22 protein-coding genes are annotated in these 23164 nt (G+C 67.9%); 13 read left to right on the top strand and 9 right to left on the bottom strand.

The window, feature by feature from the left end; all coding sequences use genetic code 11:
* Positions 1 to 55: 55 nt before the first annotated feature.
* Positions 56 to 211 (bottom strand): hypothetical protein, encoded by a 156-nt coding sequence (locus JNK84_RS20980; RefSeq protein ID WP_293427881.1) that lies wholly within the window; start codon positions 209 to 211, stop codon positions 56 to 58.
* A 373-nt stretch (positions 212 to 584) separates the two neighbouring features.
* On the opposite strand from JNK84_RS20980, the gene JNK84_RS20975 reads away from it, so the two are divergent.
* Positions 585 to 1733, top strand: a complete 1149-nt coding sequence (locus JNK84_RS20975) for a hypothetical protein (RefSeq protein ID WP_293427879.1) — start codon at positions 585 to 587, stop codon at positions 1731 to 1733.
* Positions 1734 to 1747: 14 nt separating this feature from the next.
* On the opposite strand, the gene hppD is transcribed toward JNK84_RS20975, so the two are convergent.
* Positions 1748 to 2878, bottom strand: a complete 1131-nt coding sequence (gene hppD / locus JNK84_RS20970; RefSeq protein WP_293427877.1) for a 4-hydroxyphenylpyruvate dioxygenase — start codon at positions 2876 to 2878, stop codon at positions 1748 to 1750.
* A gap of 123 nt (positions 2879 to 3001) precedes the next feature.
* On the opposite strand from hppD, the gene JNK84_RS20965 reads away from it, so the two are divergent.
* The 7 genes from JNK84_RS20965 (at position 3002) to JNK84_RS20935 (ending at position 7612) form a co-directional block, all read left to right on the top strand.
* Positions 3002 to 3478, top strand: coding sequence for an Lrp/AsnC family transcriptional regulator (locus JNK84_RS20965; RefSeq protein ID WP_293427875.1), 477 nt, complete (start codon positions 3002 to 3004; stop codon positions 3476 to 3478).
* Between the two features lie 90 nt (positions 3479 to 3568).
* Complete coding sequence (locus tag JNK84_RS20960; protein ID WP_293427873.1) at positions 3569 to 4120, top strand: hypothetical protein; 552 nt, start codon at positions 3569 to 3571, stop codon at positions 4118 to 4120.
* Positions 4121 to 4201: 81 nt separating this feature from the next.
* Positions 4202 to 4582, top strand: coding sequence for a nuclear transport factor 2 family protein (locus tag JNK84_RS20955; RefSeq protein WP_293427870.1), 381 nt, complete (start codon positions 4202 to 4204; stop codon positions 4580 to 4582).
* 64 nt (positions 4583 to 4646) lie between these two features.
* Positions 4647 to 5276, top strand: coding sequence for a bifunctional 4-hydroxy-2-oxoglutarate aldolase/2-dehydro-3-deoxy-phosphogluconate aldolase (gene eda / locus JNK84_RS20950; RefSeq protein ID WP_293427868.1), 630 nt, complete (start codon positions 4647 to 4649; stop codon positions 5274 to 5276).
* Positions 5277 to 5388: 112 nt separating this feature from the next.
* Positions 5389 to 6444, top strand: a complete 1056-nt coding sequence (locus JNK84_RS20945; RefSeq protein ID WP_293427866.1) for a tellurite resistance TerB family protein — start codon at positions 5389 to 5391, stop codon at positions 6442 to 6444.
* A 155-nt stretch (positions 6445 to 6599) separates the two neighbouring features.
* Complete coding sequence (locus JNK84_RS20940) at positions 6600 to 7115, top strand: permease (protein ID WP_293427864.1); 516 nt, start codon at positions 6600 to 6602, stop codon at positions 7113 to 7115.
* The gene (locus tag JNK84_RS20935; protein WP_293427862.1) at positions 7112 to 7612 is read left to right on the top strand and encodes a hypothetical protein; all 501 of its coding nucleotides are present in this window, start codon (positions 7112 to 7114) and stop codon (positions 7610 to 7612) included. The genes JNK84_RS20940 and JNK84_RS20935 overlap by 4 nt, the downstream gene beginning before the upstream one ends.
* A 93-nt stretch (positions 7613 to 7705) precedes the next feature.
* Here the strand turns inward: JNK84_RS20935 and JNK84_RS20930 are convergent, their stop codons facing one another.
* From JNK84_RS20930 to JNK84_RS20905, 6 genes are all read right to left on the bottom strand, one after another.
* Positions 7706 to 8830, bottom strand: coding sequence for a serine hydrolase domain-containing protein (locus JNK84_RS20930; protein WP_293427860.1), 1125 nt, complete (start codon positions 8828 to 8830; stop codon positions 7706 to 7708).
* A gap of 527 nt (positions 8831 to 9357) precedes the next feature.
* Positions 9358 to 12903, bottom strand: a complete 3546-nt coding sequence (locus JNK84_RS20925) for an indolepyruvate ferredoxin oxidoreductase family protein (protein WP_293427858.1) — start codon at positions 12901 to 12903, stop codon at positions 9358 to 9360.
* Positions 12904 to 13149: 246 nt separating this feature from the next.
* Positions 13150 to 13986, bottom strand: coding sequence for an SAM-dependent methyltransferase (locus JNK84_RS20920; protein WP_293427855.1), 837 nt, complete (start codon positions 13984 to 13986; stop codon positions 13150 to 13152).
* Positions 13983 to 15071, bottom strand: a complete 1089-nt coding sequence (locus JNK84_RS20915; protein ID WP_293427852.1) for a glycosyltransferase family 4 protein — start codon at positions 15069 to 15071, stop codon at positions 13983 to 13985. Before JNK84_RS20915 ends, JNK84_RS20920 begins: the two co-directional genes overlap by 4 nt.
* Before the next feature lie 21 nt (positions 15072 to 15092).
* Positions 15093 to 15494 carry a 6-pyruvoyl trahydropterin synthase family protein gene (locus tag JNK84_RS20910; RefSeq protein ID WP_293427849.1) on the bottom strand — a complete coding sequence of 134 codons (402 nt, stop codon included), beginning with the start codon at positions 15492 to 15494 and terminating at the stop codon, positions 15093 to 15095.
* A 14-nt stretch (positions 15495 to 15508) separates the two neighbouring features.
* Positions 15509 to 16486: a zinc-dependent alcohol dehydrogenase gene (locus JNK84_RS20905; RefSeq protein ID WP_293427846.1), complete on the bottom strand. Its 978-nt coding sequence runs from the start codon at positions 16484 to 16486 to the stop codon at positions 15509 to 15511.
* A gap of 47 nt (positions 16487 to 16533) precedes the next feature.
* Between JNK84_RS20905 and mdoH the strand changes: the two genes are divergently transcribed.
* The 5 genes from mdoH to JNK84_RS20880 all read left to right on the top strand — a co-directional run bounded on the left by mdoH (position 16534) and on the right by JNK84_RS20880 (position 21390).
* The gene (mdoH, locus tag JNK84_RS20900) at positions 16534 to 18330 is read left to right on the top strand and encodes a glucans biosynthesis glucosyltransferase MdoH (protein ID WP_293427843.1); all 1797 of its coding nucleotides are present in this window, start codon (positions 16534 to 16536) and stop codon (positions 18328 to 18330) included.
* Between the two features lies 1 nt (position 18331).
* Positions 18332 to 19090: an FkbM family methyltransferase gene (locus tag JNK84_RS20895; protein WP_293427840.1), complete on the top strand. Its 759-nt coding sequence runs from the start codon at positions 18332 to 18334 to the stop codon at positions 19088 to 19090.
* A 4-nt stretch (positions 19091 to 19094) separates the two neighbouring features.
* On the top strand, positions 19095 to 20057 hold the full coding sequence (locus JNK84_RS20890) for a hypothetical protein (RefSeq protein ID WP_293427837.1): 963 nt from the start codon (positions 19095 to 19097) through the stop codon (positions 20055 to 20057).
* Positions 20054 to 20422 (top strand): hypothetical protein, encoded by a 369-nt coding sequence (locus tag JNK84_RS20885; protein ID WP_293427834.1) that lies wholly within the window; start codon positions 20054 to 20056, stop codon positions 20420 to 20422. The genes JNK84_RS20890 and JNK84_RS20885 overlap by 4 nt, the downstream gene beginning before the upstream one ends.
* A gap of 80 nt (positions 20423 to 20502) precedes the next feature.
* The gene (locus JNK84_RS20880; protein WP_293427831.1) at positions 20503 to 21390 is read left to right on the top strand and encodes a UTP--glucose-1-phosphate uridylyltransferase; all 888 of its coding nucleotides are present in this window, start codon (positions 20503 to 20505) and stop codon (positions 21388 to 21390) included.
* A gap of 104 nt (positions 21391 to 21494) precedes the next feature.
* On the opposite strand, the gene JNK84_RS20875 is transcribed toward JNK84_RS20880, so the two are convergent.
* On the bottom strand, positions 21495 to 23162 hold the full coding sequence (locus tag JNK84_RS20875; RefSeq protein ID WP_293427828.1) for a pilus assembly protein TadG-related protein: 1668 nt from the start codon (positions 23160 to 23162) through the stop codon (positions 21495 to 21497).
* Positions 23163 to 23164: the final 2 nt, after the last annotated feature.

Genomic DNA, 23164 nt, shown 5'->3' with positions numbered 1-23164 from the left:
GGTCAGAGAGTTTTGCGGCAGGCATGTAGCTGAAAAGCGGGGGCCTTGGCCAAACTTACCGGAAGCCGATGGGCCATTCGGAGATCTTGCCCTCCGGCAAGGCGAACCACCCGAACAGTTTGTGAGCCGCATAGACGATATCACAGGGAAGCACGGACCAGGGCGGCGTTCCTCCGATCACCCAGGCCGTCGGCACCAGCAGCCAGATCATGAGCCAAGCCTCGGCTGCGGTTCGCCGCGGGTAGACCTGCTACCCGCCGAGGCGCGGGGTGGTCAGCCTCGCCATGGTGCAAGCCGAAAGGCCCATGATGCCCGCTCGAAATACTGCAGTCCGAACCGGATGCTGGCCAGACCAGCCGCCAATGGGCGGCGTCCGGGGCCAGCGCAGCCAGCATCAGGAGCAGTGTCGGCGAGTCGCTGCCAAGCCAGAAATAGGCCGTGGTCGAAGCCGGCCGCGCCGGAAACATGATCATTGCGATGCGCGCCACGCGGCGTGATAACCGCACGGTAAGATCGTACTGACATTCCCTTGTACGTGAGGTTGCTTCGGTGCTAGGCGGTTCCGCAAGGGCATGGGGACGAAAGTGCATATCCATACATCCGCGACGGCGGAATCGCGCCTTGTCTGGGGCATTGCCGGCCTGTGCCTCGCCGGCTTCGCGGTGATCATCCTTCACCGCTGCCTGACCCCGGTTCCCGCGTCGGAATACGTCCACCGGCTCGTCACCTATGACGACGGTCTGATCCGCCGGGCGCTGGTCGGAGAGATCTATTCCCGGCTCCTGTCGGTGGTCCCCCAATGGGTGATCCGTATCGAGGCCTTCGCCTTCGTGGCGGTGGCGCTCGGCCTGTTCGTTATGGTGTTCCGGCGGCTGCTTCCCGGGCGCGGCACGGATACGCTGCTGATCGCCTGTTTCCTGATTGGCTCGCCGCTGCTGTTCAAGAATTTCATCGGCAATCTCGGCAAGTTCGACACCTGGGGCGCCATCGTCGCCATGCTGGCCGTGCTGATGCCGCTGCGGGCGCGCACGTTCGGCATCGTCTGGGCGCTCTGCGTGGTGCTGCTCTTCGTCCACCACCTGCACGCGACCATCTACATTCCGACGATCTACGCGATCCTGCTGGTGCGCATGGTCAATGCCAGCGGTGGCTTCGATGCCGGCGACCTGGGCGCGCTCGCGGCGTCGATCGGCCTTCTGGCCTGCGTCTTCGTGGGCCTGCTGGTGTTCGGCGTTCCCGCCCTCGAGGCGGATGCATTTCTCGACGGGATGCGTGAGCGTTCGCTCCGGTCGTTCCCGGACCATCACGCGAACATGTGGTACTCGACGGTCGGGCAGGAAATGGCCGGTTCGTTCGCGGTCCTGCCGGAGCATATCCTGCGGCTGCCGCTCTACGCGGCCTTCGTGCTGATCCACTTGCCGATCATCGTCTTCTTCTGGCGGCGGCTCGCGCCGCTCGCAACGACGCATCGCGCGGCGCATCAGGCTTTCGTCATCGGCGCCGTCGTCATTCTCGGCGGTTTCCTCGCGACGAACATTGTCACCTTCGATTATGCCCGCCACCTCGGCAACATGGCGCTCTGCTTCGTGCTGCTGGCCGCGGCGCAGATTCTCTCGACGACCGGGCCCATCGAGGATGCCGGCGATATCCAGCCCGAAAGCAGACTGACCCTGACCGCGGCAGCGACCGTCGCGGTCATTCCCTGGATCGGAACGGTCTTCCCGCTGATCTGAGCGGGTCCGGAGGTTCAGGCGGCCTTGCCGCCGATGACGCCGCGGCGGATCTGGTCTTCCTCGATCGACTCGAACAGGGCGCGGAAATTGCCCTCGCCGAAGCCGTCGTCGCCCTTGCGCTGGATGAATTCGAAGAAGATCGGGCCGAGCACCGTGCCGGAGAAGATCTGCAGAAGGACACGCGACATGCGGCCCTCCTTTTCGCCGACCGCCACCGCGCCCTCGCCGTCGATCAGGATGCCGTTGGCCTGCATCCGCTCCACCGGCTCGCCATGGCCGGGCACGCGCGCATCGACCTTCTCGTAATAGGTCGCCGGCGGCGAGGGCATGAAGGGCAGGCCATTGGCGCGCAGCGCCTCGACGGTCCTGTAGATGTCCCGCGAGCCGCAGGCGATGTGCTGGATGCCCTCGCCCTTGTAGAGCGCGAGGTATTCCTCGATCTGGCTCTTGTCATCGAGGCTCTCGTTGATGGGGATGCGGATCTTGCCGCAGGGCGACGTCAGCGCGCGGGAGATCAGCCCCGTCAGCTTGCCCTCGATGTTGAAGAAGCGGATTTCCCGGAAGTTGAACAGCTTCTCGTACCAGCCCGCCCAATGGTCCATGCGGCCGCGATGGACGTTATGGGTGAGGTGGTCGAGGTAGTAGAGCCCGGCCGGCTCGGGATGCGGGTCGCGCTCGCGTTCCCAAACGAAATCGACATCGTAGATCGAGCCCTTGTCGCCGTAGCGGTCGACGAAATAGAGCAGCGAGCCGCCAATGCCCTTGACGGCGGGGATGGTCAGCTCGTTCGGGCCGACCTTGCCGATATAGGGCTCGGCGCCGAGAGACAGGGCGCGTTCATAGGCGTGCTTCGCATCCATGACCCGGAACGCCATGGCGCAGGCGCAGGGGCCATGCTCGGCGGCGAACTGGGCGGCAAAGGAGTCCGGCTCGGCATTGACGATGTAGTTGGCGTCGCCCTGCCGGTAGAGCGTGACGTTTTTCGAGCGGTGCCGGGCGACGACGGTGAAGCCCATCAGTTCCAGCACCTTTTTCAGCGCGGCGGGATCTGGATGGGCGAACTCGACGAATTCGAAGCCGTCAGTGCCCATGGGGTTGTGGGCGCTGATCTCGGCGGGCGGTGCGTCGTGGGGGAAGGGACCCATGGCTGTCTCCTCGGCAGTGGAGTGCGATGGACGCAGTATCGTGCGGAATTCGCGCAAAGGGCGTGCGAAGCGCGTGGTGATTTGATCATTGCGCGCACGAAACATGCATGATTATATGCCGGGATGAACGATGTAGCCGCGATCGACGGGTTTGACCTGCGCCTCATGGATGCGCTGCAGGCCGACGGCGCGCGAACCAACCAGCAACTCGCCGATCTCGTCCGCCTGTCGCCGAGCCAGGTGTCGCGCCGCCGGCAGCGGCTGGAGGAGACGGGGCTGATCCGCCGCTATCGCGCGGACCTGGATGCCGGGCGTCTCGGCTTCGGCGTCAGCGTTTTCATCTTCGTCTCGCTCGCCACCCATTCCGGCCTCAATGCCAAGCTTTTCGCCGACCTCGTGCGCGCCATGCCGGAGGTGCAGGAGGCGCACGCCATGACCGGCGATGCCGACTACCTCCTGAAGCTCGTGGTCCGCGACCTGAAGGGCCTGTCGACGCTGGTCAACGAGGTGCTGCTGCCGCATGAGAGCGTCGCGCGCGTGCGATCATCCATCGTGCTGGAAACGCTCAAGGACGATCCGCGCCTGCCACTCGGGCGGTGACGGCGAGGCCCGCCTCCGGGGGCGAAGCAATGCGACTGAAATGCTTCGCCCCGATGTGTGGGCGCGCCTCGAATCGCCTGGAACTGCTCCATGCCCATTGCATCAGCCGGCGATTTCGCCTGCATCAGCCGCCGAACCCTGCTGGCGTGCGCCGGGCTGACAGCGCTCATGCCGCAGGCTGTTCGCGCCCGGCAATCCGGCGCGGCGGGGGTGGCGGCGCATTTCGCCGGCAAGCATCCCTCAGCCTATTATCAGGAGGCGGCCAACCTGTTCCGGATCGGCAGGCAGGATGAAGCCGTGTTCCTGTTCTACCTCGGGCAACTTCGTTACCGCACCCACCTCCGAGCGCGCCCGAACCTTCCGCAGGGCGGCGATCCCGCGCTCTTCGCCTCGCTGTCGGAATCGATTGGCCGGCCGATCAACGAATATGCCTTCGGTGATATTTCCGCCCTCGAGCGTACGATCGCGCAGGTGCTCGCATTCGACCTCGCCTTTCCCGATACGTTCACCTCGCCCACGGAATTTCCCGACGCCCTGCGCGCGAACCGCGAGGGCATGGAGACGCTGCGGCGCCGGATCATCGCCGAGGCCGACCGCATCCGGGAAGGCCGCCGCGCCAACGGCCTGCCCAACCGGAACTGACGGGCCGCTGGTTCCTGCCGGAATTCGGATCGCTGGCGCGTATGAAGCGACGATCGGATCGATGGTTGGGAGGACCTCGGGATGCCACGTCGCGAAACCGTCGAATGCTTCATCGCCATGGTCTCGTCCAACGACCATGTCCGGGCCATCGAGGAGTTCTATGCCGAAGACGCTTCGATGCAGGAGAATCTTGCTCCGCCGCGCGTCGGCCGCGCCGTGCTGGTCGCGCATGAGAAGGCGGCGCTAGGGCGCGTCGCCAGCGTCCACACGCATGCGGTGACGACCTTCCTCGTCGACGGCGACCATGTGGCGATCCACTGGATCTTCGACTTCACGCTGCCGGATGGCTCGACCCGCCGTTTCGACGAGATGGCTCTTCAGACCTGGGAAGGCGAGAAGATCGTTCGCGAGCGGTTCTTCTACGATCCGGCGACTGTCACCGCGAAACCGCCGGCCGGATGAGCGGCCGCCATTCCAGCGGCGAACGGGCGGTGGTAAGTCTCATCACCCGCATCCGAGGCCGCCCATGCCGATCGACGCCCGTCCGCTGCTCGCCCAGTCCCCCGTCATCCCTGTCCTCACCATCAGCCAGGTCGAGAGCGCCGTGCCGCTGGCGCGCGCGCTCGTCGCCGGCGGCCTGCCGGTGCTCGAGGTCACGCTGCGCACGGCGGAGGCGCTCGACGCCATCCGCGAGATCAGCCGCGAGGTTCCCGGCGCCATCGTCGGGGCCGGCACGATCACGCGCGAGGAGGACATCCAGCCGGCGACGGCGGCGGGGTCGCAGTTTCTCGTCTCGCCGGGCACGCCCGCGAAGCTCGCCGCCGCGCTGGCGCATGTACCGGTGCCGGTGCTGCCAGGCGCCGCGACAGCGAGCGAGGCCATGGCGCTGGCCGAGCTCGGCTTCGGCGTGCTGAAGTTCTTCCCCGCCGAACCATCGGGCGGCGTCGCCTTCCTCAAGGCGCTGCAGGGGCCGCTGCCGGGCCTCGTCTTCTGCCCGACCGGCGGTATCGACGCCGCCAATGCGGCGGCCTATCTCGCGCTCAGGAATGTCGGCGCGGTCGGCGGATCATGGGTTGCGCCGGCCGATGCCATCGCGAGCGGCGACTTCAGACGCATCGAGGATCTGGCCCGCGCCGCGCGGGCCCTGCGGCCCTGACCGGGTGCGGCGTAGCGCCGCTGACATGAAACCGGCTTAGTTGTCCCTCTTGCTCCGCGATGCGGAATGAATAGGTCTCGCCGCAGGGTGGGCGTTCCCGGAGGAGAAGCCAGTGACCGATATTTCCAAGATTCTGACGTCCGTCCTGTCCGGCGGAACCCAGCAGGGCGGCGGAGGCGGGCTTCTCGGCCAGCTCGCCGGCATGGCGCAGCAGGGAGGGCAGGGCGGCGTGGGCGGTCTTGGTGGCCTCGGCGGATTGCTCGGCGGTCTTGCGGGCGGCGGTCAGCAGCCCGGCGCGGGCGGAGCTCCGCCGGCCGCGAACGGCTCGCTCCTCGATCAGCTTTCGGCGGCCCTTCGGCAGGCGCAGGCTGGCAGCGCGCAGACACGCAATGCCGCGCCCACCCCGCCTCCGGGCGGAGGCGGCGGCGCGCCGGGCGGCAACCTGCTCGACCAGCTGATGGCGACGCTGCAGGGCGCGCAGGCGCAGATGGGCGGGCAGGGCGGCCTCGGCGGCATGTTCGGACAGGCGGCCGAAGTGCTCCAGAAGAATGCGGGCGGCTTCGCTGGCGGCGCCGCGGCCGGCACGCTGGCCGGCCTGCTGCTCGGCACCGGCGCCGGGCGGCAGATCGCCGGCACCGCGGCGCGGCTCGGCGGTCTCGCCGCCATCGGCGGCCTCGCCTATGTGGCGCTGCGCAACTTCCAGCAGGGCAAGCCGGTCGTGCAGGGCACGATCGACGATGTCTCGGCCATCCTCGGCCTCGGCAAGGCGCCGCAGGGCTTCGCGGAGGCGGCGGGGACGATCGACGACACGGCGGAAATCCTGCTGCGCGCCATGGTGGCGGGCGCCTATTCCGATGGCGAGATGTCCCCCGACGAGCGGCAGATGATCGTCGGCCAGCTGGAATCGATGGGCCTCGGCACGGCCGAGAAATCCTATCTCGACGGCGTGCTCGCGGCGCCGGTCAGCATGAAGATCATCGCGGCCTCCTGCGTTACCGACGAGATGAAGGCGCAGGCCTATATCGCCGCTCACCTCGGCATGAATGTCGATAATGCGGCCGAGGCCAGATTCCTGAAGGACTTCGCCGCAGCGCTGGGGCTGGAGCCGCAACTCGTCGCCCATCTCGATCAGGCCGCCGCCGAGGCCAAGGCGGCGCGCGGAGCCTGACCGGCGCAGGCCAGCCGCGCCGCGCGTGGGGCTTCCTGTGCGGGGTTGCGACATCTAGTGTCCGGGGCGGATCCTTGACGGGGTCCGCCCTTTCCGCATCCGGCCCCTGCTTGTCCTCCGCTTCCGCCCCTCCGCCGCCGAAGAAGTCCCGCAACTTGGTCGACGCCTCGACGGCGGTCGTCCTTGTGCTGGTGCTCGCCGGCGCGGCGGTCGTCTATCGCCGCGAGGGCCTTGCCGGCATCGCGCATGTTCTGGCTGAGGACGCCTGGCTGTTCCTCGACATCCTGCCCAAGGTGCTCGCCGGCTGCCTGATCGGCGCCTTCGTCGCGGTGCTGCTGCCGCGCGAACTGGTGTCGCGTTGGGTGGGCGGCGATTCCGGCCTGACCGGCCTCGTCATCGCGACGCTGATCGGCGCGATCATGCCGGGCGGCCCGTTCACCATCTACCCGCTGGCGGGGGCCTTCCTCGCGATCGGCGCGGGGGTCGGCCCGGCAGTCGCTTTCGTGACGAGTTGGACGCTGATCGGCCTCAATCGGGCGATCATCTGGGAAGTGCCCTTCCTCGGCGTCGATTTCGTCACGACGCGCATGCTGGTGTCGCTGCCGCTGCCGGTCGTTGCGGGGCTGGGGGCGGCGTTTCTCGCGCGCTATGTGCCGGGTGGGCCGCGATGACCGCGAATGTCGCCATCGCCGTGCTGCTCTGGGTCATCGTCGCCGTGCTCGGCCTCCTTGCATGGCGGCGCGGCGGCAGGGTGCTGGCGGATTCCACCCGCAGCGGCGTGCTCGACTTCCTCTACCTGCTGCCACGGCTTGCCATCGGCGTGATCGGCGCGGGCTTCCTCGCGGCACTCCTGCCGCAGGATGTGGTGCGCTCCTGGCTCGGGCCCGATTCCGGAATCGCGGGACTGCTGCTCGCGACGCTTGCCGGCGCGCTGACGCCGGGCGGTCCGGTGATCGGCTTCGCCATCGGCGCATCCGCGCTGAAGAGCGGTGCGGGCTATCTCGCCGTCATGGCCTATGTCACGGCCTGGGCGCTGTTCGCGGTGCAGCGCCTGTTCGTCTGGGAGATCCCGGTCATGCCGGCGCGCGTCGTCTGGCTGCGCGTCGCGGCATCGCTGCCGCTGCCGGTCCTCACCGCGCTCGGCGTGATGCTGCTGACGGGGCGGTGAGGCAAGCTGCCTTCCGATTGAGCAGGCGCACCGTTTCATTTTTTTGATGGAGCATGATCCCGAAAGCCGGTTCCCACTTTTCGGGATCATGCTCTAGCGAAGCGCGCCGAGCACCTTGCCGAAGAAGGCGTCGAACTGCGTCTGGTTCATCCAGCGAGCGACCGCGACAATGTCGTTCTCGGGTTCGACCCAGATGATGTTCGAGCCGGCGCCGAGGGCGAAGACGCTTGACGCGGTGGCGTTCGGAAAACGGCCGCGGCCACGGTTCAGCCACCACAGGAAACCGTAATCGGGATTGGTGGCCGAGGGCGACAGCATGTCGGCGATCCAGCCCTTCGAGAGAAGCTGGCGGCCGCCCCATTCGCCGTTGCGGGCAATCAGGAGCCCGAGGCGGGCATGGTCGAGCGCGGAGATGAAGATGCCGCCGCCCCAATGCGCGCCGCCCGGCACCGACTGCACCTGCTTGCCCGCGATGTCGACATAGGAATTGCGGTAGCCGTGCCACCGCCACGTGTCGGACGCGCCGATCGGATCCATGATCCGCTCCTTCAGCACCTCGGGAAGGGCGCGCCCGAAGGCGCGGAGCAGGGCGTAGGAGAGGACGTTCACCCGCACGTCGTTGTATTCGTAGAAGCTGCCGGGCTCGCGAAGGTCGCGCAGATGGCCCTTGCGGCTGTTGTCGGCGCCAGCGCCGATCTGGCGGTTGTGGTCGACCTGATCGGACTTCTCGAAGATCGTTCCCTGCCACTCGCTGGACTGCACGAGCAGATGCCGCCAGGTGATCAAGGAATTGCGCTCGCCGGAGAAATGCGGGTCGTCGAGGGTCTTCGAGACGGGATCGTCGAGAAGGATCAGGCCGTCGTCATGGGCAAGGCCCGCGAGGATCGCCAGATAGCTCTTGGCGATGGAGAAGGTCATGTCGACGCGGGCGACGTCGCCCCATTCGGCGGTAATCTTCCCGCCCTTGACGATGACGCCCGCCGGCTTGCCGCGCGGAATGACCGGGCCGACGATCTCGCTCCACGGTCCGGTCTCGTTCCACTCGACGATGCCGACATAGCGGCCGTCGGGATAGTAGAGGCTCATCGGCCAGGGGCTCTCGGCGTCTTCCGCGAAGGCGGCGGCGGCCTTGAGCCTGTCCAGGTCGAAGCCAGCATCGGCGGGGGCGGCGCGTTCCCAGCCGGCGGAGACGGGCGAGGGTAGGAAGGTCGAGGCCATGGGGCGGTCCGGGATCGATGCGGCGGTGGACCTGTCTGTCGCATGATACAGCCGCAGGGAACAGAGGTCCTTGCGCAACCCGCTCCGGCACAGGAGCGCCAGTGTCATCCTATAATAGGATCAAAGTCCTTGACAGCGTAACGCTGGTCGGGTATGTTTCAGGCAGGTTCGGCAATTGCGCCTGCGGCATCTCGGGGCGGCGCCGCCCGTTTTGCCAACCCGTCAGGGCTGAACCCTGCATCGATAAAGTGCGTCCTTCGAGGCTCGCTACACTCGCACCTCAGGATGAGGTGGGTTGAGACTGGCATCAGCGTTGGACGAGGTCATGTGATCAAGCCATGTTCATCGGCGGCGCGCTTCATCAAGGTCCCTGATCGCAAAGGTCCGGCCGGCACAACAGAAGTGTTGTCCGTTGCCGTCATGGCCGGGACAGGCCCGGCCATGACGGCTTGAAGACAAGCTGAAATGGAAATTCGTGGATGCCCGGCACAAGGCCGGGCATGACGAGTTCGAGACGATTTCGCGATCTATTCGGCCGCCAGCTTGATCTCCGGCTTCGGGCCGGCGCGGAACTCGGCGAGCAGGGCCGCCTCTTCCTTCTTCGCCACGTCGAGGTGCCGCGCCTTCACATGGCCGAAGCCGCGGATCTTCTCGGGGATATTGGCGAGGCCCACGGCCAGCGCGTGGTTGTCCGGCGAGAGCTTCGCGACGATCTCGGCGACGAGCGCCTCGTAGTCGGTGATGAGCTGGCGCTCGGTCTTCCGCTCGTGGGTGTAGCCGAAAATGTCGAAGCGGGTGCCGCGCAGGCCCTTGAGCCTCGCGAGAACCTTGTAGCCGGTCATCATCCACGGGCCGAAGCTGATCTTGCGGGGAACGCCGGTGGCCGGGTCCTTCTTCGCCAGAAGCGGGGGCGCGAGGTGGAACTCGAACTTCAGGTCCTGCCCGTCGAAGGTCTTGGCGACCTGCTTGAGGAAGCTGCCGTCGGTATAGAGGCGGGCGACCTCGTACTCGTCCTTGTAGGCCATCAGCTTGTAGAGATAGCGGGCGACCGCCTCGGTCAGGCCCTGCTTGCCGGGGGCCTTGTCGGCCTCCGCCTTCTTCACCTGAGCGACCAGTGCCGCGTAGCGCCCGGCATAGGCGGCGTTCTGATAGGCGGTGAGCTGCTCGACGCGGCGCGCGATGATCTCGTCCAGCGAGCCGGACAGGCGCTCGACGCCGATGGGCGCGGTGATCGGGGCGACGAGCTTCTCCACCGCCGCACGGTCATGGGCGCAGAGCCGGCCCCAGCGGAAAGCGGTGATGTTCATCTTGACGGCTTCGCCGTTCAGCTCGATCGCCCGCTCGATCGAGGCAGCGGCGAGCGGCAGGCCGCCGATCTGGTAGGCGTAGCCGACCAGGAACAGGTTGGTGGCGATGGAATTGCCCATCAGCGCCGTCGCCAGCCGCTGCGCATCGACGAGATGCGTCGTCTCGCGGCTGGCATGACCGATAATCGCGCGCTTCAGCCGCTCGGAGGGCAGCGAGAAATTGGCGTCGCGGGTGAACTGGCCGGGCAGCATTTCGATGGTGTTCACCACCACCTTGGTGTCCGGCTTCATCGAGGCCAGCGACTTCTTGCCGCCGGCGATGACGATATCGCCGGAGAGGACGAGATCGGCGGAGCCGGCATGGACGCGGATGGAGTGGATGTCCTCCGGCGTGCGGGCGATGCGCATGTGCGAGAAGACCTCGCCGCCCTTCTGGGCAAGGCCGGCCATGTCGATCAGGCCGACGCCCTTCTTCTCGAGGTGGCAGGCCATGCCGAGAATGGCGCCGACGGTGACGATACCCGTGCCGCCAACGCCCTCGATCAGCACGTTGTAGGTGTGGGCGAAGGAGGGGAGGGTCGGTTCCGGCAGGCCGGAAATGTCGGCGGCAACGCCGAGCGCCTTGCCGCGTTTCAGCTCCGCGCCGTGGACGGTGACGAAGCTCGGGCAGAAGCCCTTCACGCAGGAATAGTCCTTGTTGCAGGACGACTGGTCGATGGTGCGCTTGCGGCCGAACTCGGTGTCGAGCGGCTGGACCGAGACGCAGTTCGAGACGACGCCGCAATCGCCGCAGCCCTCGCAGACGGCCTCGTTGATGATGACGCGCTTGACCGGATCGGGGAAGGTCCCGCGCTTGCGGCGGCGGCGCTTCTCGGCGGCGCAGGTCTGGTCGTAGATCAGCACGGAGACGCCGGGGACGCCCGCCAGTTCCTTCTGGACGGCATCGAGATCGTCGCGGTGGTCGATGCTCGTGGCGACCGGGAATGAGATGCCGAGGCCCGCATATTTGCCGGGCTCGTCGGTGACGATGGCGATGCGCTCGACGCCTTCCGCGCGCATCTGCGCGGCGATCATCGGCATGGTCAGCCCGCCCTCGTGGCGCTGGCCGCCGGTCATGGCGACGGCGTCGTTGAACAGGATCTTGTAGGTGATGCTGACCTTGGAGGCGATGGCGAAGCGGATCGCCAGCGATCCCGAATGGTTATAGGTGCCGTCGCCGAGGTTCTGGAAGACGTGGCCGCGTTTCGAGAACGGCGCCTCGCCGACCCAGTTGGCGCCCTCGCCGCCCATCTGGGTGCAGCCCTCGGTGTTCCGGTCCATCCATAGCGCCATGTAGTGGCAGCCGATGCCGGCATAGGCGCGCATGCCCTCGGGGACCACGGTCGAGGTGTTGTGCGGGCAGCCCGAGCAGAAATAGGGGATGCGCGTCGCGATCATCGGCGTGGTTTTCAGCACGTCCTGCGCGGCCTTCAGGCGTGCGACGTTCTGGGCGATCTCCTCGACATGGCCGACATGTTTGAGGACGCGCTCGCCGATGCAGATGGCGACGTCGTTGGAGTCGAGCGCGCCGTGGACGGGGAACAGCCAGTTGCCCTCCTCGTCCCGCTTGCCGATGACGACCGGCTGTTCGGGATTGCCGTAGAGCTCCTCGCGGACCTGCACCTCGATCAGCGAGCGCTTCTCCTCGATGACGATGACGAGGTCGAGGCCATGGACGAAGTCGCGCAGCTCGCCGGGATCGAGCGGCCAGGGGCAGCCGATCTTGAACAGGCGGATGCCGAGATCGTTGGCCTTCACCTCGTCGAGGCCGAGCTCGTCCCAGGCCTGCCGGACGTCGAGATAGCTCTTGCCCGTGGTGATGATGCCGATCTTCGGCTTGCGACCGCCGGCCGTGATGATGCGGTTGATCTTGTTGGCCTTGACGAAGGCGAGCGCGGCGGCGCGCTTGTACATGTGCAGGCGGCGTTCCTGCTCGTGCCGGTCGTCGTTCGGGCGGATCGACAGGCCGCCCTCGGGCATCTGGAACTGGTCTTCGGTGGGGATGACCACCTTCACGCGGTCGATGGAGCCATCGATGACGCCGGTGGATTCCACCGTGTCCTTCATCACCTTCAGCGCCACCCAGCAGCCGCAATAGCGCGACAGCGCCCAGCCATAGAGGCCGTAGTCGAGAATCTCCTGTGCCCCGGCGGGGTTCAGGATCGGCATCATCACGTCGATGAAGTGGAATTCGGACTGGTGCGCGACCGTGGAGGATTCAGCCGTGTGGTCGTCGCCCATCAGGGCGAGCACGCCGCCATTCGGCGAGGTGCCGGCGAGGTTGGCGTGGCGGAACACGTCGCCGGAGCGGTCGACGCCAGGGCCCTTGCCGTACCAGACGCCGAAGACGCCATCGAACTTGCCCTCGCCGCGCATCTCGGCCTGCTGCGCGCCCCAGACGGCTGTGGCGGCAAGATCCTCGTTGAGGCCGGAGGTGAAGACGATGTCGGAGGCGGCGAGGTTGCGCTGCGCCTTGAAGAAGGCCTGATCGAGACCGCCGAGCGGCGAGCCGCGATAGCCGGAGACGAAGCCCGCCGTGTTGAGGCCGGCGAGCCGGTCGCGCTCCTTCTGCATCAGGCCGAGACGCACCAGCGCCTGGACGCCGGTGACGAAGATGCGCTTCTTCGTCAGATCGTACTTATCGTCCAGCGAGACGTCGTCGAAATTGATCGCATTGGCGAGTTCGGACGATGCGCCGTCGGTCTTGATGCCGTCGGTCTTGGCCATCGCGCGCTCCTCAAACCTCTGGGCGCCAAGGGCGCAGGTCCGGGAACCTGAAAAGCACCCATCTACTCAGATGGAATGCGTGGCCCCCAGGTCAAGAACGCTGTCACATTGGAATCGTTCTGTCGATTTCGTTCTCTGCGGGGCCGGCGCAACGAGATTGCGTAACAGCTTGACGAAACTTGTCTTCTTGCTGCGTCGCACAATAAAATCTCGCGCCTGCGAAACAGGCAATAGCCCATTTCGCGGTCAGACGGGGACGGCGAGCAGATCCTCGTGGCCGACATGGCAGGTGACGCCGGTGCGGCGCGCAGCAAGCCATGCATCGATGTCGATCGACGGGACGGTTCCGGTCTCGCGGACGGCGCCGGCAAAGCCGGCGACCAGCTCGCGGGCCAGCTCCGCGAAGTCAGACCCGAGGCGCCAGGGGCTGGCTGCCCGTTCGACGCGGTAGCCGGCGGCCGCGAAGGCGTCCGCCATGACCCCGGTCGCGCGCGGGCCGGCGGCGGGCCCGAAGCCCTTGTCGGTCGCCTGATGGGCGTGGAAGGCAGCGAGCATGGCGGCGTCGGCGGGATGCGGCGGCTCCCAGTGCTCGGTGCCGTCATAGGTCAGCACGGTGTAGAATGGCAGGCGCCGCTGCTTCAATGCGGCGGCGAAGGTGGCGATCCAGCTTTCCGAGACGAGGTCGAACAGGGCGGCCGCGGTGACGAGATCGGTGCTGGCCGGCAACACCTTGTCGAGGTCGCGCGTCAGATCGGCCTGCACGAAGGAGACGACGAGCGACTTGCCCCTTTTCGACAGGTGCAGCGCCTCGCCGTCCGCGCGGCTCGAATCCGCCCATGCCGCCAGCCGGTCGCGGGCGGCGGCGAGCAGGTTCGGGTCGTAGTCGACGAGACGCCAGTTCTGGCTGTCGGGCAGCGCGGCCCAGGTGCCGCGCAGGTTCGACCCCGCGCCACAGCCGAAATCGACCACGCTGATCGCCGTGCGGCCGGCGAAATGCGCGGCGAGCTTCGCGAGCAGTTCCTGCGAGCGCGCGGCGTGATCGGCCGGCTCGCGCAGGGCCAGCCATTCCGGCGAGAAGCTCATGCGACCTGTCCCTTGTGAGAGCCTTTGCCGGGCCGGCCGGCGCCGATCCGCGTGAGGACGGCGGCAACGATCCGCGCCGTGTCGTCCCAATGGGGCAGTTTCCGACCCGCCGCCCACGAAGCGTCCGCGAGCCGGTTCAGCAATGCGTCGTCGCCGAGCGCGCGGGCAATGGCCGCCCGCAGTTCCGCCGCATGGCCGGGCGGAACCTTGAGCGCCGCGGCATCGGGCACCGTCTCGGCGGCGGCCCCACCGGTGGTCGCGACGATGGGCAGGCCGCGCGCCATGGCCTCGGCCAGAACCATGCCGTAGCCCTCGTAGCGGGAGGGCATGACGAAGAGATCAGCGCGGCCATAGAGGCCGGCGAGGGCCTCGTCGGAGAGCGAGCCGGCGAAGCTGATGCGCTGCGCCAGCCCGTTCCGGTCGATCGCCCGGCGCGCGGCCTGGTAGGCCGGGGCATCGCGGTCGGTGGCGCCGACGACGACGAGTTTCCACGGGAGGTCGACGAGCTCGCCGAGGGCGTCCATCAACACGTCGTAGCCCTTGCGATGGGACACGGCGCCAACGGCGAGGATCAGCTTCCCGGGGCCGCCCGAGCCCGTCGCGCGGGGGGCGGGATCGGTGCCGGGCTCGGCGACGGTGATCCGGTCCGGCTGGACGTCGTAGTCGTCGACGAGCGTGCGGGCCGTCACCCGGCTCGTCGCGATCACCGCTGCCGCATGGGTCAGCGCAACGGTTTCGCTATGCCGCAAATGACCCGCGGCCATGGCCCCGATGCCGCTTTCGAGCGCCAGCGGATGATGGATCAGCGCGACGATGGGGCAGCGGATCGAGGCGCAGATGCTCTCGGGCAGGGCGCCATAGGCGAGGCCGTCCGCCAGCAGAATGCGGTCCGGCGGCAGCGACACCAGCGCGCCGGCGGTGCGCAAAAGGTCGTCGTCGGAGGGGGTGGGGAACGAGGCCGGGAGGGCGAGATGATCGAGCGCGACGCCGTGGGCACCGACCCTCGCCAGGACCTCGCGGTCGTAGCGATAGCCGCCTGTCGGGGTGGCAATATCCCCGGGAATGGCGAAGGCCGCTGATATCATCGGCGTCTCGTCATCGGCGCTTCACGGTAGCGAGCCCTCGAAGGCGGCGCGGGCGAGATCGTGCTCGTGCAGGGTCACGCGGATCTTGGCGAGACCGTCGGCATCCTTGCCGAGCGCGCCGGCCTTCGCCGCCTCGATCATGCAGTCGAAGACATATTTGCAGAGGAATTCGGTGGTCGTGAGCTTGCCCTTGAATTCCGGCAGCGTGTCGAGATCCTGATAGGCGAGGCGCTTCAGCGCGTTCGACAGGGCATCCAGCGCCGCGCCGATATCGACCACGACATTCTCAGCGGTCAGCTTCTCGCGGAAGAAGGCGACATCGACCACGAAACTCGCGCCGTGCTTGCCCTGCGCCGGTCCGAAGAACGGATCGGGCAGCGAATGGGCGATCATGATGCGGTCGCGGACCTCGACGGAATACATGGATGCGGCTCCGGTCAGTATTTGACGGCGGTCATGAGGCCGGGCGCGCCCGGCGTCAGGATGCGTGGCAGTTCGGCGGGGAGGTCGGCGAAGGCGACCTCGGCCGTGATGAGCTGGTCGAGCCGGTCGTCGGCGAGCAGCGCGACGGCCTTTTCAAGCCTCCGCTTGTACGTCCAGCGCGGCCGTCTGGATGCGGCGACCATGCCGACCTGCGACGAAATCAGCTTCAGCCGCTTCGCGTGGAAGGCAGCGCCGAGCGGCACGACGGGATCGCTGTCGCCGAACCAGGAGAGCTCGACCACCGTCGCCTCGTCGCCGCAGCAGGCGAGCGCGCAGGCAAGGCCCGCCGAGGTCGCGGAGGCATGGAAGGCGATGTCGCAGTCGCCGGGGCCATCGAGGGGTTTCGAGAAGCGGACGCCGAAGAGCTCGGCGAAATGCCGGCGGGCCGGATCGAGATCGACCAGCGTCACATCGGCGCCGGGCAGTTTCGAGACGATGTAGGTGACGAGCAGGCCGACCACGCCGCCGCCGACCACGACGATGCGGTCGCCGGGGCCGGCGCCCGAATCCCAGACCGCGTTCAGCGCCGTTTCCATATTGGCCGCGAGGATGGCGCGTCTGGCCGGCACGTTCGCGGGTACTTCCACCGCCGATACGCGGTCGGTGGGAACGAGGAGGCGGTCCTGATGCGGCCCGAGCGTGAAGATGGTCTTGCCGGCCAGCGCCTCCGGCCCGTCCTCGACCGTGCCGACGGCGCAGTAGCCGTATTTGACGGGGAAGGGGAATTCGCCGTCCTGAAGCGGACAGGCCATGCGCTCCCGCTCCGGCGCAGCCATCAGGCCGTTGAACACCAGCCGTTCCGTGCCCCGGCTGATGCCGCTATAGAGCATGCGGACGAGAGCATCGGCCGGACGGCGTTCATCCAGCGTTTCATCGCGCAGTTCTACCTTGCCGCGCGAGGCATACCAGAGCGCACGTGCCGCCGAGGCCATGTCGAACCCACTTTCTGCGCCGCCCGCCGGGCGACGGAGGTTTGCGAATGAACGATCTCACCCCGTTTCCGGCGCAAGGCGGCACGCTGCCGCCCAACGGCTCTACGACGCCGGCGGGTATCCAGTCCACGGCCGAATTGCGGAAGCGGCGCTGGATCGTGCTGGCGCTGAACGTGGTGACGTGGTGGCTTCTGAACGCGGCGGCCTGGTCGATCCTTGGTTCCGGCGGCTGGACCATCGTCGATATCGTCCTCGCGCTCTGCTTCGCCATCGCGACTCCGTGGACGGTGCTCGGCTTCTGGAACGCGCTGATCGGCCTGTGGGTGCTGCATGAATTCGACGATCCGCTGGCCGAGGTCGCGCCCTTCGCGAAGGCCGGCGACAGCGACACGCCGCTGACCGTGCGCACCGCCGTGTTCATGACGCTGCGCAACGAGGACCCGGAACGGGCGATCGACCGCCTGAAGATCGTCAAGGACAGCATCGACCGGACGGGGCAGGGCGGCCAGTTCGACTATTTCATCCTTTCAGACACCAACCGTCCCGACGTCGCCGAGCGCGAGGAGCGCGCCGCCGCCGCTTTTGCGGCCGAGGCGGGCGGCGACCGCGTCGTCTATCGCCGCCGCACCGACAATGCCGGCTTCAAGGCCGGCAACGTCCGCGACTTCCTCGATCGGTGGGGCGCGCGCTACGAGCTGATGCTGCCGCTCGACGCGGACAGCCTGATGTCGGGCCAGACCATCGTCCGGCACGTCAGGATGATGCAGGCCTATCCGAAGCTCGGCATCCTCCAGAGCCTCGTGGTCGGCATGCCTTCCGCGTCGGCCTTCGCGCGCGTCTTCCAGTTCGGCATGCGGCAGGGCATGCGCTCCTATACGATGGGGCAGGCGTGGTGGGTTGGTGATTGCGGGCCGTTCTGGGGCCACAATGCCCTCGTCCGCATCAAGCCGTTCATGGAGCATTGCCACCTGCCGATGCTGCCCGGCGAGCCGCCGCTCGGCGGGCATATCCTCTCGCACGACCAGGTCGAGGCGACCTTCATGCGCCGCGCCGGCTACGAGGTGCGCGTGCTGCCGGAGGAGGAGGGGTCGTGGGAGGAGAACCCGCCGACCATCCTCGAATTCTCGCGCCGCGACGTGCGCTGGTGCCAGGGCAACATGCAATATCTGAAGCTGCTGGATCAGCCGGGGCTGAAGCCGATCAGCCGGTTCCAGCTCGTCTGGGCGATCCTGATGTTCGTCGGCGTGCCCGCCTGGACGCTGATGATCGCGCTCTCGCCGTTCCTCGCGTGGCACGGGCCGAGCCGGGCGGCCTTCCCGGTCGGCTTCGCGATCACGGTCTATATCGCCTTCTTCCTGATGTACCTCATGCCGAAGATCGCCGGGTTCATCGACATCCTGATCACCGAGGGCGCGACGGATCGCTATGGCGGGCGGGCACGGTTCCTGACCGCCGCGGCCATCGAGCTCGTCTTCTCGTTCCTGCTCGGCGCGCTGACCTCGTTCCGCATCTCCGTGTTCATGATCGGGCTGGCTTTGGGCAAATCGGTCACCTGGGGCGGCCAGCAGCGCGACGCCATGGCGCTGACATGGCGCGAGGCGTGGGACGCCTTCTGGCCGCAAATGGCCTTCGGCTGGGCGGTGTTCGGGCTTTTGTGGCTGGCCTCGCCCGCCGCCGCCTACTGGTCGCTGCCTTTGACGGCGGGCTTCCTGATCGCGGTGCCCTTCGCGGTGCTGACCGCATCGCCCGCCCTCGGCCGGTTCTTCGTGCGACGGAAACTCTGCGGAATCCCCGAGGAGTTCGAGACGCCGGCCGAGATCGCGGCGGCAAGGGCGCGGGGCTGACATGGATCTTGCCCAGCGCATCGCCGAAGCCGTCGCCGTCGCGCGGTCGGTCGTCACCTATCACGGCGACCCCGCCAAGAACGCCGCCATGGACGCGCTCTATGCCGGTTTCGTGAAACCGGGCGATCTCGCCTTCGACATCGGCTCCCATGTCGGCGACCGTGTCGCGAGCTTCCGCCGCCTCGGCGCCAGTGTCGTGGCGCTGGAACCGCAGCCGGGGCCGGCCGGCGTCATCGCGCGCCTGTTCGAGGGCGACGGGCAGGTGAGGCTGGTTCAGGCGGCCTGCGGCGCGACCGAGGGCGAGATCACCTTGAGGGTGAATACGGCCAATCCGACGGTGACGACCGCCTCGGCGGCCTTCGTCGCCTCGGCCGATGGCGCGGAGGGCTGGCAGGGGCAGGTCTGGGACCGCGAGATCGTCGTGCCGTGCCTGACGCTGGACCGGCTGATCGCCGACCACGGCATGCCGGCCTTCGCGAAGATCGACGTGGAGGGCTTCGAGGCCGACGTGCTGGCGGGGCTGTCGCAGGCGCTGCCCGCGCTGTCCTTCGAGTTCACCACCATCCAGCGGGATGTCGCCTTCGCCTGCCTCGACCGGCTCGCGGCGCTCGGGCCCTATCGCTTCGATGTCGCGCTGGGCGAGAGCCAGAGCCTGACTTTCGGCCGGTTCGTGTCGAAGGACGAGATAGCCGCGCATCTCGCCGCACTTCCGCACGCCGCCAATTCCGGCGATGTCTATGCCGTGATCGCCGGGGATTGATCTCATGCGCCTTGCCGCCCTTGCCGCCGGCCTCCTGTTTGCCGCCAGCGCCCATGCCGCGTCCCTCGACGGCCTACCGGTCGAGATCACCAACACGTCCGAGCCGGTGCTCTGCGCCGAGAAGGACAATGTCACGCTGAATCTGACGAATCCCGAGGTCCGCGCCTTCCGCATCGAGGCGGCGCATCCCGCCTATATCGGCTCGCTCGCGGTGGACCGCTTCGCGCCCGACTGGACGGCGTGCCCGATGAAGGAGGAGGCGCTGGCCCAGCCCATGCCGCAGCGGATCACGCTCTACGAGACGGTGGAGTGGCAGGTGGTCGGCTATCGCGAGCAGGGCTTCTGGCGCGCCTCCGATACGACCGTGACCGTGGGCGAACGCACCGAGCGCAACATCCACCTGATCCAGATCTGGTACCGCTTCCAGGACCGCGCCGAGGAGGTGCTGGTCCTCTATCCGATGGATGGTTACTGGCGCGCCCGGCCGCTGCCGCCGTCCAACCTGCGCTGGACCGCCTATGGCTCGTCGTTCCTGATCGGTCCGGTGGTGGTCGAGGGCCGGCCGATCGTGAAGATCAGCCGCGTCGCCTTCGACCCTGCAATGAAGACCTTCACGCTGACCTATCCGGACGGCAATGCGGCGACCGTCCGGCTCTCGACGCTCAATCAGGAGCTGATCGGCCTCGACGTCGCCTTTGCGCGGCCGGTGACCGGCGCGCCGTTCGCGGCGCTGCGCTCGATGTATGTCACCGAGTTCAATGCCGATGTCGCGCGCATCGCCGTGCGCGAGAGGGACGCGCCCGGCTGGCGCGAGGAGGCGATCATGCCGTTCCGGCGGGCCAATGCGACCGATCTCTGGGCCGGGCGTCTCGTCGCCTCGCGCCACAATACCTCCGCCCCGGACATGGTGTTCAACGCCTTCCGCGCGGCGCCGCCGCCGCTGCCGCCGGCCGTGATCCAGAAATGACGAACGACATGCCCGAGCCGGACGGTCTCGCCGCGATCCTCCGGCGGATCGCCATGACCGCGGTCCTGTCCGGCAGTCTTGGTCTTGCCCTCTATGCGGGCGTCGCGGCCGCGTCGGGCCACCCGGCGGCGCCCTTCGTCATCGCGATCCTGCTGGCGGCGCCGCTGGCCGGCCTGACGCTCTGGCAGGTCCTCGACGGCTGGCGAAAGGGCGAGTTCGCGGTCTGGCGCGAGATGGTCGCGCGCGGCGACAGGCCGGGATCGTACTGGTTCAACATGGCATGGTTCGCGCTCTGCGGCGTCGCGCTGGCGGCCATCGTGCTCTGGTGCGCCTGGAAGCTGCTGACATTGCCGGCCCAGGGCTAGAGGCGGTACATTTCCGCTCACCCGGCGTTCAGCTTTGTCGCGCTAGATGAGCGCGCATATCAGTCCACGAGGTCTCCTTCATGGTTCGTCGCATTCGCAAGGCCGTGTTTCCGGTCGCCGGTCTCGGCACGCGCTTCCTGCCCGCCACGAAGGCGATCCCGAAGGAAATGCTGACCGTCGTCGACCGCCCGGTGATCCAGCACGTGGTGGACGAGGCCCGCGAGGCGGGGATCGAGCATTTCGTCTTCGTCACCGGCCGCAACAAGCAGGTGATCGAGGATCATTTCGACAAGGCTTTCGAGCTCGACACGACGCTGGCCGCGCGCAACAAGACGTCGCAGCTGGAAGAGCTGAAGCGCGATCTGCCGTCCGCCGGCGCGACCTCTTTCACCCGCCAGCAGGAGCCGCTGGGCCTCGGCCATGCGGTCTGGTGCGCGCGCGACATCGTTGGCGACGAGCCCTTCGCCCTCTTGCTGCCGGACATGCTGCACCTCGCCAAGGCCGGCAGCAAAGGCTGCATCGCCGCGATGATCGAGGCCTACAACGCCACCGGCGGCAACTATATCGCCGGCTACGAGGTGCCGGACAGCGAGACGCATCAGTACGGCATCATCGGCAAGGGCAAGCCGGCCGCGGCGGGCGCCTATGAGATCGGCGAGATGGTCGAGAAGCCGCCGAAGGGCACCGCGCCCTCGAACATCGCGATCTCCGGCCGCTACATCCTCCAGCCGGACATTTTCAGGATTCTCGAGACCCAGGAGCGCGGCGCAGGCGGCGAGATCCAGCTCACCGACGGCATGCTGAAGCTCAAGAACCAGCAGCCGTTCTTCGGCTTCACCTTCGACGGCGAGATTCACGATACCGGCACGAAGCTCGGCTTCCTGACCGCCAATCTCGCCTATGCCATGCGCCGCGACGACCTGTCCGGCCCGCTGAAGGCGGAGATCGCGCGGCTGGCGAAGGGCTGATTTCCGGAGAGTTTGGAAGGGGGCCGGGTGCTCGACGTCCGGCCCCCTTCCGCTCAACCCGGCTTGCTGGACAGGTCGCCGGGGAGAAGTCTCGCTTCGGCTCGCTAGTGCACCAGCACCGCTCCGTCGCATCTAAGGCCAAGACCCCAGACGTCGGCCTGACCGAGGCCGATGCCGAGCGTGGCCAGAACCTGGTTGATCAACTGGTCGAGCGAGGGCGTCGCGGTGTTGACGATCCCGACCACCGTGCCCTCGACCGCGCCGGGCAGGCCAAGCCCCAGGCCAAGCAGTTCCACGTCCAGCGACAGATCGGCGATGAGCCGCATCAGCAGCGAGCGGGTGAAGTCGGTCGTGCCGACTGTTTTCTTCGTCCGCCGCGCGATCTCGGCCATCGAGAAGGTGACCGGCTGCGGGGCCATGTTGGTGACGGTCGCATGGGCGCGGCCACGCACCTTCAGCAGCAACGTATCGACGAGCGCGGCCGGCGTTGCGGTCGGCGGCGTCCGGAAATTGATGAACTGCGCGGCGGGAACGTCGCCGATCCAGGCGTCGACCACGGCCGGCGTCACGCCGAGCGTCATGGTCGAGAAGGAGGCGTCCGGGAAGCCGCACTGGATGGCCGTGAGCCGTGCTGTCGCCGAGGCGATCTCGACGTAGAGCGGCAGGTTGACGGAGGCGATGTTGCCGGTCCCGAGCAGCCTCGCCGTGAGGATGAGGCGCGTCTGCGCGGTGTGGACGCTCGCGCCGATGGCGCTGACCGTCACCCAGCTCGTGCCGACCGGCCGTTCGCCGATGGCGAGTTTGAGAGACGCGGAGGCGATGCCGGGCAGGTTGGCGCCGAGCGCCACCTCCACCTGGCGCGCGCCATTGGCGATCTGCGCCGCGGCGGTCGCGAGGTCCAGGGCCGAGACCGCGACGCCGGCCGCCGGCGCCTGTCCCACCGGGATGGCGCCGTAGGGGCCGACATTGACCAGCGAGGACAGCGGCATGGTCGTCGTCGTGCCGCGCAACCCTAGCGCGATCTGGCCGAGCGCCCGGCTCGCGGTGGTCGGCGCGCCGGCAGGCCCCAGCGTGCTCGCCGCCATGGCGCCAACGACATCGACGAGCTTCACGTTGGAGGCGAGCAGCTGGTCGTAGGTCGCGGCCTCGATGCGGGTCTGGCGCGCCAGCGCGGGAAGGAACTGGAACAGGTCGATGCGGGCGTCGGCGAGAGCCTGATAGTCCATGACGGAGAGCGAGGCGCTGGTGCCGAGCAGCGCGCCGAGCAGATTGTTGAGCAGCCCGCCGTCGAGCGCCAGCAGGCGCGAACCGATGGCGAAGGCGGCGAACGAGGTCGTCGCGGCCGTGGCGGTGGTGCGGATGGCCATGGCCCGCTGGCCGGTCAGCATGCGGGCGAACAGGAACTCGCTCTCGGTATCGAGCGTGACCCGCGCGGCATTGGCGCCGGGCCCCGTCATCGGCCGGAAGCGGTGTGCCGCCGGCACCGAGGCATCCGGCGTGTAGAGCCCCGTCTCCACCCCCACCGTGGTTCCGTCGGGCAGAGCGTTGCGCGCGGTCGTGGCGGTCGCCGCGCGTGCGGCACGGGCCATGTCGCTCGCGGCGGCGATCGCGGCGAGGTCGGTGACGCTCTGGGCGCGCCGCCGGTCGACGGAGACCTTGCCGAGATCGACGCTGAGGGCCGCGAACCCCATGATGGCGATGGTGGTGCCGGCCGAGATCACGGCGACGGAGCCGCGCCGGTCCTGCCGGAACTGTCGAAGGCGCATGCGCATCG

This window comes from Phreatobacter sp., assembly GCF_016793595.1.
In the GTDB taxonomy this organism is placed as follows: Bacteria; Pseudomonadota; Alphaproteobacteria; order Rhizobiales; family Phreatobacteraceae; genus Phreatobacter.
Note: the sequence above shows the minus strand (reverse complement) of the source record. Positions and strands in the feature narration are given on the sequence as shown.